Origin of the sequence: uncultured Polaribacter sp. (genome assembly GCF_947497125.1) — a bacterium.
Classification (GTDB): Bacteria; Bacteroidota; Bacteroidia; order Flavobacteriales; family Flavobacteriaceae; genus Polaribacter.
This window is the reverse complement of record NZ_CANMFI010000002.1, coordinates 1-12,274: the sequence shown is the minus strand read 5'-3', so window position 1 is coordinate 12,274 and position 12,274 is coordinate 1. Positions and strand designations below refer to the sequence as shown.

8 protein-coding genes and 1 pseudogene are annotated in these 12,274 nt (G+C 32.6%); 8 read left to right on the top strand and 1 reads right to left on the bottom strand.

Annotated features, from left to right (window positions below; translation table 11 throughout):
- The first annotated feature begins 593 nt into the window (after positions 1-593).
- Positions 594-1,727 carry a BspA family leucine-rich repeat surface protein gene (locus tag Q0678_RS03225; RefSeq protein ID WP_299053820.1) on the top strand — a complete coding sequence of 378 codons (1,134 nt, stop codon included), beginning with the start codon at positions 594-596 and terminating at the stop codon, positions 1,725-1,727.
- 114 nt (positions 1,728-1,841) lie between these two features.
- Here Q0678_RS03225 and Q0678_RS03220 read toward each other — a convergent pair whose 3' ends face one another.
- Positions 1,842-2,009, bottom strand: coding sequence for a hypothetical protein (locus Q0678_RS03220; RefSeq protein ID WP_299053818.1), 168 nt, complete (start codon positions 2,007-2,009; stop codon positions 1,842-1,844).
- A gap of 393 nt (positions 2,010-2,402) precedes the next feature.
- On the opposite strand from Q0678_RS03220, the gene Q0678_RS03215 reads away from it, so the two are divergent.
- The 7 genes and pseudogenes from Q0678_RS03215 to Q0678_RS03190 all read left to right on the top strand — a co-directional run.
- A complete protein-coding gene (locus Q0678_RS03215; protein WP_299053812.1) occupies positions 2,403-2,876 on the top strand; it encodes a T9SS type A sorting domain-containing protein in 474 nt (157 codons plus the stop codon).
- A gap of 13 nt (positions 2,877-2,889) precedes the next feature.
- The gene (locus Q0678_RS03210; protein ID WP_299053809.1) at positions 2,890-5,919 is read left to right on the top strand and encodes a hypothetical protein; all 3,030 of its coding nucleotides are present in this window, start codon (positions 2,890-2,892) and stop codon (positions 5,917-5,919) included.
- A gap of 25 nt (positions 5,920-5,944) precedes the next feature.
- On the top strand, positions 5,945-8,047 hold the full coding sequence (locus Q0678_RS03205) for a DUF5723 family protein (RefSeq protein ID WP_299053806.1): 2,103 nt from the start codon (positions 5,945-5,947) through the stop codon (positions 8,045-8,047).
- Positions 8,048-8,211: 164 nt separating this feature from the next.
- Positions 8,212-10,773 carry a hypothetical protein gene (locus Q0678_RS03200; RefSeq protein WP_299053803.1) on the top strand — a complete coding sequence of 854 codons (2,562 nt, stop codon included), beginning with the start codon at positions 8,212-8,214 and terminating at the stop codon, positions 10,771-10,773.
- Positions 10,774-10,846: 73 nt separating this feature from the next.
- Positions 10,847-10,999: a helix-turn-helix domain-containing protein gene (locus Q0678_RS11675; RefSeq protein ID WP_367181485.1), complete on the top strand. Its 153-nt coding sequence runs from the start codon at positions 10,847-10,849 to the stop codon at positions 10,997-10,999.
- Positions 11,000-11,061: 62 nt separating this feature from the next.
- Complete coding sequence (locus Q0678_RS03195; protein ID WP_299053800.1) at positions 11,062-11,535, top strand: T9SS type A sorting domain-containing protein; 474 nt, start codon at positions 11,062-11,064, stop codon at positions 11,533-11,535.
- Positions 11,536-11,540: 5 nt separating this feature from the next.
- Positions 11,541-12,274 (top strand): annotated as a pseudogene (locus Q0678_RS03190) (hypothetical protein); the annotation flags it as partial.

Sequence of the window (12,274 nt, the reverse complement as noted above, 5' to 3'; positions counted from 1 at the left end):
CCTAAAATAGAGCTAGCGACATTTGTTGCTGCATAAGATAACGTTTGATAATGTGATGAAAAAAATAATACTTTGATTATGTGTTCTAACAAAAAGTTAAACGTAAAAAGAATATTAAATAGGCCTATTTGATAAATACAAAGTAACTTGCGGTAAGTTTGAAAATAAATTTTACTAAAAGTAAAACCCAATAATAAATTATTGGGTTTTTACATTCACTTTTTCTTTCTTTTTAATTGTAACAATAATCCCTAATGTTAACAACGATGCTCAAAATTAGTAAAGAGGGCACTATTTTTTTTGATTTTTTAGGTAAAATAGGTTTAATAACCAATATAACAATTTTAATATTTTAGTTATTGTTGTAATAATCAATGTGTTTTAGTAGTTAAAATCAGTATTAAATTGTTCAGTTTAACCAAACATAAATTTAGGTATAAATAGGTTTTTACCTATTTATACCTAAATTTTTAAAAACTAAATCTGTAATAAAATGCTGATAACATTATTGTTATCAAAAAAAAGAATTCTTTTTCTTTTGAAAACTATTCATAAAACAGCTATTTTAGCGTAAAACAATTCCCTAATAATTTATGATTCTTAAACAATTACTATTAACACTAATCCTTTTTACGCAAAGTCCAGAAGTAATAACTTTAGATGATAATGGAGTGACATTAAAATGTTCGTCTCTTGCAGAAGTGGGTAAATTTTATCAGTTTAATGATAAAGATTATTTAATTGTTGATAATGAATTATTAAAAAAGTTAGTTAAAGACAAGAAGCCTTTAGAAAATGTGATTACTACTTTTGTTACAGACATGAGTTATCTGTTTTATAAAAACAAAGATTTTAACGATAATATAGGTCATTGGGATGTTTCTAATGTAACCAGCATGACTTGGATGTTTGGTTTCTGTGACGAGTTTAATGCCGATATAAGTAATTGGAATACTGAAAATGTTACGTTTTTTAATGACATGTTTCATGGTACTAAAAACTTTAATGTAGACATTTCTGAATGGAATGTTGGTAACGGTATTCTTTTTAATGGGATGTTTTTCGAAAGCTTCTTTAATAAAGATATCAATTCTTGGGATGTTTCTAAGGCAACTAATTTAAGTGGAATGTTTGATAATGCAATGTCTTTCAATAAGCCCCTATCTAATTGGGATGTTTCTAATGTTAAACTAATGGGAGGCATGTTTGCTGAAGCAATTGCATTTAATCAAGATATAAGTATGTGGAATGTAAGTAAGGTTACAGACATGACAAATATGTTTAGAAATGCGGTTACATTTGAACAAGATTTATCCTCTTGGAAACCCAGAATCTACGAAACACCAAGAAATTTTAATTTTAATAGCGCTGTTATTGGTCCTAGTTTTAAAAAATCATCCAAAGATTACCAATATTGGTTTATTTTTATTTCGATTTTACTATTGGTCTTCATTTTTCTTTATTGGAAAAAAAACGCTCAAACACCAAAGCACTCTAGCGAACAAGACATTATTATAGAGAAATTGAAAAATCTTGCAAAATCTAAAGATTACATTTTAAAAAGTGAACTAGACAAAGTGTTTAATATAGAAGATTTAGATTACGAAAAGCAGAAAGTAAAGAGAGCGATGATGATACGAGATATTAATGCTTACAACAAAAACTTGATAAATAGAGAAAGAGACCCAGATGATAAACGCTCATTTTTATATAGAATAAACTACTAATGATACCTCGCAGTTTTCAAGTTATAATTGAAATAAGCTTGTTATTTTGAGTTTTTCTTTTATTATGTATGTTCCTGTCTCAATTAACAGGCTTTTAAATTGAAGTAAGTTCCATCACCTTTTCCACGTTCCACCATACGTATATAACGGATTGTCTTTTTTAACTTCTAAAAGGCACTCTTTACAAACAAACACCCATTCTTTTGGGTTTTTGTATTGTACTCGGTACATGGTAGAAAAATCTACGTTACACAAGTTGCAATGTTTAATTCGTTGTTTCATAGGTTACTTAAGTCATTAATAACTTAACTTTTGGAGTGTAATATAATCAGTTCACAGTTATCTTTTTATACCTCCCGAGCAACCTCTCGAGCAACCCCAAAAAACAAAAAACCCGTAAATCATTGTTTATAAATGAGTTATTTTAATTTATGGTGTTATGTATTAAGTATTTAACACAAAAAAATGGTTTTAATTCCTTTAAAAATTGGGAGTAGGGTACTGTATCGAAAAGAAGATGTTTATAATAATGAATGCCTGGTGGCGTGAGTTTTGAGTTAGAGTTTTATAATAAAATTTAACTTCAAAATATATGCGAAATTATGATGTCGTATAATTTTTTTAAAATCTTTTGAATTAAATCATAAATTTACTTTTAAATTAATATTGTTAACTATGAAAAGAATAATTTTCTTCCTATTAATATCAAGTTCGGTTTGTGCACAAACCATTTCAAAACAAGTAATTGGTCCTGTGGGTGGTAGTTTTGAAAACGAAACGAATAAGCTTAGTTATACAGCTGGCGAAATAATTGTTGGTGCAATGACAGATGCAGATGGCACGTATCAATTAGGCAATGGTTATTATCCTTCGTTAAATCTAACTACGCTGTCTATACAAGCACCAGCACTTACATTACAATTTAAGGTTTTTCCGAATCCTACTACCGAATTTGTTTTTATAAGTCATCCCGTAGAGCAGCAATTTGAGGTAATACTCTCTGATGCTAACGGAAAACAAATTCTAAAAGGAATGCATCAAAAACAAAACCCAATCAGCTTAAAAAACCTTACAAAGGGTATTTATTTTGTTAGAATTACTACAAAAGATTCAAAACAAACAAATACTTATAAAATTATTAAGAAATAAAAGAGTCTCCCCAATGAAAAAGATAGTTATATTTTTAGCGTTAGTTTTTACAATTACAACTTTCGCCCAAGCGCCACAGGGTTTTAATTACCAGGCAACAGTAAGAAATAGTTCAGGAGAATTAATAATAAATACCAATGTGTATTTTAAGTTTAATGTGATACAGGGTTCACAAACAGCAGTGCCAATTTTTACAGAAACGCACTATGTGCCAACTGATGATTTAGGTCAAGTAAACTTAGTTATCGGTCAAGGAACAGCAACAACAGGGGCTTTTTCTGATTTAGATTGGTCTTTGGGTAATTATTATTTAGGTATAGAATTGAATACTGGCAGTGGTTATGTAGCTATGGGTACCACACAGCTTTTAAGCGTGCCTTATGCCTTGTATGCAGCCAATAGTGGTAATGGAATAGCAACAACTCCTACTTTAGAGTCTGTGTTGGCAGAGAGTAATTCTGCGAATAACCAACAGATTAAAAATGTAGCAGACCCAACAGATGCCCAAGATGTAGTTACAAAAGCTTATATAGAGGATAATTTTGGTTCTTTAACAGTAAATTCTATAAATGATCTTTTTCCAGAGGGTCTAGCATTAGGTGATTTTATTTCATGGGTCTGGGACGGTAACATTTGGGAGCCTATATTTTCTCAATTAAATGATGATGTATTAACTCTGGTTTCAGATTCTGGTACAGATACTCAGATAGTATGTGAGTTTGAAAGCATACAAACCATTCAATACGCAATAAATGTTAACACCACAGAAATAGCGGTTACAGGACTGCCAAGTGGAATTGGCCATACGTTAGTAAATGGTATTTTAACAATCTCAGGAGAGGCTAACCAAGATGTTAGCACACAAACTACATTTAATTATACAGTAACTGTACCCACACAAGATACCAATGTAAATACCATAGCTTCAGGTACCTTAATAGTTGCCCCTAAATCTTCTCTTGTTTTAGATGAAGGAGAGCTTAATCAAACCTCTTGTTTAGGAGAACCTATTACACCGATAGCTTTTGTTATAGAAGGTAAATCTCCAAATGCTACAGTGGTAGGATTGCCAGAGGGAGTAAGTGCAAATGTTGTAGAAAACAAAATTATAATCTCTGGTACCCCGCCTATAAGTTTGGCTTCTGGTAGCCGTTTCGATTTTACTGTACAAACCAATTCTTCTGCGTGTGCACCAGATGCTAAAACAGGATCTATTACTGTTATAGATTGCTCTACATGTTATCCAACTGCAGTTGCTGGGGCAGATTTTTCTGTTTGTGCAGGCAATAGTTATACCCTACAAAACGCATCAGCAGCAAACTTTACAAGCTTAGCTTGGACAACCAGTGGAACAGGTACTTTTAATGATGCTACTACAACCTCACCAACCTATGTTGCCTCAAACGCAGATGTTGCCTCTGGCAGTGTTACACTTACGCTAAGCACAACAAATACCGATTGTACAGAGCCACAAACAGTGGTAGATACTATGGTACTAACCCTTACACAGTGCAATAGTATAGATGTTACGCTACAAAACAACGATGAGTTAGAGCTTTTTGGTAACGCAATGACCTATGGAGCAAAAGTAGTAACAGAAAACATACAAAACATTAGCTTAGTTGGGGTTTGTTACAGTACAAGCGTTGCACCTACAATAGACGATGCTAATATTATAGAAAACAACTCAGGTACAGATTGGTGGGCAAGTGCAACACCAAGTTTTCTATTAAATGCAACTGGGTTAAGCCCAAATACTACGTATTATGTTAGGGCTTTTGCAAAAACCATCAATGATAATGTGGTATACGGAGACCAAGTAGAAGTTAGCTACACAGACCCTAATATTGCAGAGGTGTATAATTTTACAAGTACATCATATGAATCGGGTAGTTCTACCTTTTCTAAAATTACACGTTTACATTTAAAAAGCGAAAACTTTAGACGTTTAAACTTAACAGAAAATACTGTAAATTCTAACAATATTAAAAGTGTGTATGTTTACATGCACGTTAACAATTCAAATCAACTAAACATTTCAGCTAGTCGTCAAATAGGTTTAAATTCTATTCATATATATGGTGGTAATAACAATAGATTAGATATAAACTGCGATTCTAACAGTGCTTTGAAAACTATTTTTTCACCAGATATAAAATTACTAAACACTAATATTTATAATAATCAAAATTTAGAATCTTTTACTACTACCAATGTACAAGAAATAGATTATCTTAATATTAGAGATTCAGAAAGTTTAACAGAACTTAGTTTTCCAAATGTAACTTTGGGGAATTTTATTCGTTTATCTTTAGAGAATCTATCTAGTTTAGATTTTGCATCATTAGAATCTATCAATCGTCTTACTATCACTGAAAATTCAATTACCAATTTAAAATTTCCAAGTTTAAAAACTATCAATCAACTTTATATAAGAAGTGGTGATAACGAATCTCTTACCAAGATTGATTTTCCTGAATTAGAAATGGTAGGTAATGGTAATTTGGGTAGCAATTCTTCTTTTGAAATAGAATCTAATAAAAGTTTAACAACCTTAAACATACCAAGCCTTACTAAAATATTTGGACAACTTTCTATTAGAAATAATAGATTGTTAGATGTGTCAAGCATTAATAATTGTAATCTTTTTGTTTACAGTAATAATGGTTATAAGTGCAATTTTGGCACAGTAAGAATAGATAATAATGCCAATAATAATTATTGTTTCCAAGATAGTACTAAAATACAGGTTCCTACAATTACTACAACACAAGCTATAGCTGTTACACAAACTACAGCTACTACAGGGGGTAGTATTGTGTCTCCACAAGGTAGTATTATGCAGCGTAAAGGAGTGTGTTGGAGTACTTCTCAAAACCCAACTGTTACAGATGCTTTTTCTGATAATGGTTATGGTAATGATACTTTTGATGCTTATGTGTTTGGACTTTTAGCTAATACAACTTATTATTACAGAGCTTATGCAGAAGATTGTAACGGTATTTATTATGGTAACGAAATGAGTTTTACAACACCGCAATAAACTCCACTTATAAAAAACCTTTATTATGAAAAAAACAGTAATTTTATTCATTCTTTTTACAAACTCATTTTATTTACAAGCCCAGTCTTATCTTGGTTTTTTAACAGATAATTATAGTGGTGTAAATAGCGTTATATCTAACCCTGCTAATATTACAGATTCTCGTTTTAAAACCGATATTCATTTAAGTGGTCTTAGTGGTTTTTTTTCAAATGATTATTATGGTGTAAATCTTTTAGATGCTTCTAAAGAAGATTATGATTTTGATTTAGATGCAAAAAAAACTCCTTCAATAGATAATAATGCCATTATAAATATAGATGTTATGGGACCAGCATTTATGTTTAATTTAAATAAAAACAGTTCTATAGCCATTTTTACCAGAGTAAGATCTATGGTAAATATTAATGAAATTAATGGAACTATAGTTGATGATTTAGATGATGATACAACAAGTGATTTTAATATAAACGAAGGTGACTTTGGTATGTTTACTCAAGCTTGGGCAGAATTTGGTGTTACATACGCTAGAGTTTTACTTAATAATAACGAGCACTTTTTAAAAGGAGGGCTTACTTTAAAGTACCTTCGAGGTGGAGCTTCTGCCTTCGCTGTAGGTAAAAACATAACAGTTAATTATGATGAAGATGGAACAAATTTAGGAGGCGGACAAACAACAGGTATTATTTCTTCTAATGGTAAAATTACTTACGGACGTTTTGATGATTTTGATAAAAATAATTATAATTACGAACTTCCTGATGCTAAAGGTCTTGGAGGAGATTTAGGGTTTGTTTATGAGTGGAGACCAAACTTCGCATTAGATACTATAGCAAATGTAAAAGAAGAGTTATTTACTCTAAAGCATATAAACAAATATAAATTAAAAATAGGTTTATCTATCACAGACATAGGGAGTATTAATTATAATAAAGGATTTTTAGATACTTACAATATTTCAAGCATAGGTATAAACGAAGATGATTTTAATAATGCTGATGATATTGACGATATTTTAAGTACTTTTTACACTCTAGAAAAAACTTCGCAGGGTATTACAGCAAATTTACCAACTGCACTTCATTTAAATGCAGATTGGAGTTTTACAAATAATTTATACGTTAATTTAAATACTGATATTTCGCTTATTTCTAAAGGTAAAGAAAATGCAAGTCGTATTTCTAATATTGCTACGTTAACTCCACGTTTTGAAAGTAAATGGCTTAGTTTTTATTTGCCTTTAAGTATTATTGAAAATAGCGGGTTTAAAGCAGGAGCTGGTTTAAGAATGGGACCGTTGTATGTAGGCTCAGGTTCTGTGCTTACAGCATTAACATCAAATAATATTAAAGGAGTTGATGTATATGCAGGTTTAAAAATACCTGTTTACCAGGGTAAAATAAAAGATAAAGATGGTGATGGTGTTATCGATAAGCTAGATTGTAACCCTCGATTAGCTGGGCCTATTGAAAATAATGGTTGCCCATGGGGAGACAAAGATCAAGATAACATTTTAGATAATGAAGATGAATGCCCAGAGAAACAAGGAGCTATTGAAAATAATGGTTGTCCTTGGGGAGATAAAGACCAAGATGGGGTTTTAAATAATGAAGATGTATGTCCTGAGGTTTTTGGTTTCATAGAAAATAGCGGTTGTCCTTGGAAAGACAGTGATAATGATGGTATTTTTGATAAAGATGATAAATGCATTGATGTACCAGGAGCAAAAGCAAACAATGGATGTCCAGAAGAACCAATAATAATACCAACAACGGAAATACAAAAAAAATTAAATGTTTTTGAAAAAAACATTTTATTCGATTCTGGTAAATCGACTATTAAAGTTGTTTCTATGGGTGTTTTAAATGAAATTGTTAAAATTTTAAGAAAGTATCCTAACACTAAATTTTCAATAGAAGCACACACAGATAGTATTGGTAAAGAAATCTCTAATCAAAAACTATCTGAATTTAGAGCTACTGTTGTAAAGGATTATTTAGTTGAGAAAGGAGTTTCTTCGAGTAGGTTAATAGCAACTGGTTTTGGTGAAAGAAAGCCAATTGCAAGTAATACTTCAAAAGCAGGTCGATCTAAAAACAGACGTGTTGAAATTAAATTAATTAAATGAGTATTGTAAATAAAGTGTTTTAATTCTAAAAAGAATGCATCAAAAACATAATCCAATCAGTATAATAAACCTTACAAAGGTTATTTATTTTGTTAGAAGTACTACAAAAGATTCAAAACAAACAAATACTTATAAAATTATTAAGAAGTAAAAGAGATCCCCCAATGAAAAAGATAGTTATATTTTTAGCGTTAGTTTTTACAATTGTAACTTTCGCCCAAGCGCCACAGGGTTTTAATTACCAGGCAACAGTAAGAAATAGTGCAGGAGAATTAATAATAAATACCAATGTGTATTTTAAGTTTAATGTTATTCAGGGTTCACAAACAGCAGTGCCAATTTTTACAGAAACGCACTATGTACCAACTGATGATTTGGGTCAAGTAAACCTAGTTATCGGTCAAGGAACAGCCAGAACAGGTGCTTTTTCTGATTTAGATTGGTCTTTGGGTAATTATTATTTAGGTATAGAATTGAATACTGGCAGTGGTTATGTAGCGATGGGTACCACTCAGTTGTTAAGCGTGCCATATGCCTTGTATGCAGCCAATAGTGGCAATGGAACAGCAATAACTCCTACTTTAGAGTCTGTGTTGGCAGAGGGTAATTCTGCGAATAACCAACAGATTAAAAATGTGGCAGACCCTACGGATGCAAAAGATGCTGCAACTAAAGCATATGTTGATTCATTATTAATACCACAAGCTATAGTTCCAGTTTTGGGATCTTCTGTTCTTTCTAATATTTCTTTCAACACGGTAACCGTAGAAAGTTCTTTATCTGATACAGGTGGTCAAATTGTATTGTCAAAAGGGTTTTATGTAGACACAATCTCACCGCCTTCAGCAATGACTTCTCAAGGAATAGCTCCTAACAATCAGGAAACAGGGGGTTATACTATAGGACTTTCAAATTTACGACCAAATACTTCGTATTTTGTTAGAAGTTACGCGACAACAATTTATGGTACTGGTTTAGGAGAGATTACTTCTTTTACAACTTCTTCTAATTTAACTATTCCAGAATTAACTACTATGTCTGTATCAGAAATATCTTTTACCTCAGCAAAATCGGGAGGAAATATAATTTCTGATGGAGGTAGTACCATTACAAATAGAGGTGTTTGCTGGAGTAAGTCACCCAATCCGACTATCTCAGATTCTAGTATAGAATCAGGAACAGGTTTAGGCAGTTTTTCTATGAGTTTTTCATCTTTAGATTCAGATACGATTTATTTTGTTAGAAGTTACGCTACAAACTCATTTGGGACTAATTATGGAAATCAAATTCAATTCAGAACCTTGTCATATACTCTGCCTATACTATCAACATTAAGTCCTAACGGATTGACCACAACAAGTGTTAACTCAGGAGGAAATATTACTGATGATGGTGGTGCTGCAATTACATCTAGAGGAGTTTGTTGGTCTACAACAACTAACCCCACGATACTGAATAATAAAACTGAAGATGGTAGTGGCTCAGGGTTGTTTAATTCTTTTATCGATGAACTTTTAACAAATAACACTTATTACATTAGAGCTTATGCTACCAACAGTGTAGGTACTTCCTATGGTAACCAAAAAACTATTGTGAATAATGCTGTTTTACCACCTAATTCAACGATTCCAACTGTAGGAACAAGTTCTTCTAATAATATGTTAACTCCAACAACAGCTTCAAGTGGGGGTTATGTGAGTCAAAATGGCGGTTCTGATTTAGTTGCTAAAGGGGTTTGTTGGTCTTTATCAGAGAACCCTACAGTTAATGACAGCCACACCAATGAAGGTTCTGGACTTGGTTTTTTTACGAGTACGCTCACAGAGCTTAGTGGTTGTGGTGTGGTTTTTTATGTCAGAGCTTATGCTACCAATGAAAATGGAACAGGATACGGAGCTCAATACACTATTAGTACTGGTTTGCTTCCATCAATCTCTACAAATTCAGCTTCAGTAATTACTGAAAATAGTTTTACTTCTGGAGGTACCATTATAAGTGATGGAGGGTGTCCAATAACAGCCAAAGGTATTTGTTGGAGTGTCTCTCCAAATCCTACAATAGAGAATGATGTCACTAATGAAGGTAATGGTATTGATAGTTTTAACTCTTCTACAACAAATTTGTTGTCCAACTTAACTTATTATATTAGAGCATACGTTACCAATGGTATTGGGACAACATATGGTGAAGAAATAGTAGTAAATTCAGCTGTGCCTAATGCATTATATATCGGCCAAAACTATGCAGGAGGAATTATATTTTATTTGGACGACACAGGAGAACATGGGTTGATATCAGCAGATATTGACCAGCAAATCACAGATGAATCTAGAAACAACCAATGTCCATCTGGGACTTTTTTTGAGACTGATACAATTATTGGTTCTGGGGCACAGAATACAACGAACATAATATCAGCTTGTAACACAACGTCTAATGTAGCCTATATTTGTGATAATCTGGTCTTAAATGGTTATGATGATTGGTTTCTTCCATCTAAAGATGAGCTAAACTTAATGTTCCAAAATCTTAGAAAAAATGGTTTAGGAAATTTCCCAACTGAGGGATGCATTGTAAGATACCCCAGCTCTTCCTTTAATAATGAATGGGGTGATTTTTTTGGTATATTATTTACGTCTGATTGTGGTCGTCAAATAGGTGATAACTATAATTATAATATAAATCGTGATAATCATAGATATATAAGGGCTATAAGAGCTTTTTAAAACTGAATTATTAAGTATTCAAAAATATTCATTGAAATACCACTTATCAATTAGTGGTGAGGATACCCAATACATGACCCGAGACGAAGTTTCAAAAGTTTTGAGTGTAACAGTCCAAACACTAAACAATTGGAGACGAGAAGGGATTCTAATTCCTTTAAAGATTGGAAGTAGGGTACTGTATCGAAAAGAGGATGTTTATAACAACTCACGTCTAGTGGCTTGAGTTTTGTAATGTTTTTTTTTAACTTATATTTGTTTTAAAAAAAACTTTTTTTTGTATTAAAAATGAAGAAAATCATATTAATAACGGCACTATTCTGCGCTACACAATTAGTGAATGCACAAGAAACCATACCCGTTTCTGGTGGTGAAGCTACAGGGGCTGGTGGCGAGGTTAGTTATACTATTGGTCAATTAGTATATACAAATCCAACTACTGCAGCAGGTTCATTAAATCAAGGGATACAACAGAGTATCGAGTTTGTTACGTTAAGCAATCCAGAATTAACGGCAGTAACACTCAATGCAGTTACCTATCCGAATCCAACTACAGATTTTATTATACTGACATTAAAAGATACAAATTTAACAGGTTTAAGTTATACAATGTATGATCTATTGGGTCGATTAGTAAACAAAGGAACGGTAGCTACCTTTGAGACGAAAATAGAAATGAAAAGTTTACCGATAGGTGTGTACATTCTTAGAGTGCAACAAAACAACCAAGCATTAAAAACCTTCAAAATTATAAAAAACTAAATTCTATGAAATTTACAAAATCACTACGTACTTCTTTTTACACCACAATAGGCGCTTTATTACTAACGCTAAGTAGTTTTGCACAAGCACCAGAAAAGATGAGCTATCAAGCAGTCATACGAGATGCATCTAATGCGCTTGTAACCAGTCAGCAGGTAGGAATGCAAATAAGTATTTTACAAGGAAGTACAGCAGTCTATGAGGAAACACAAACCCCCACTTCAAATACAAACGGATTGGTAAGTTTAGAAATAGGTACAGGAACTATTGTAAGTGGAATATTCTCATCGATTGATTGGAGTGCAGGCACTTACTTTATAAAAACAGAAACCGACCCAACAGGGGGTACAAATTACACAATAACAGGTACAAGCCAATTATTAAGTGTGCCGTATGCGTTGTATGCGAATACATCAAGTGATACAGAAGCAGTAGCAGCAAACACCGCCAAGGTTGGTATTACCACTGAACAAGCTTCTGCCATTGTAGACAATACCGCCAAGGTTGGCATTACCACTGAACAAGCTTCTGCCATTGTAGACAATACCGCCAAGGTTGGCATTACCACTGAACAAGCTTCTGCCATTGTAGACAATACCGCCAAGGTTGGCATTACCACTGAACAAGCTTCTGCCATTGTAGACAATACCGCCAAGGTTGGCATTACCACTGAACAAGCTTCTGCCATTGTAGACAATACCGCAAAGGTTGGTATTACCACTGAACAAGCTTCTGCCAT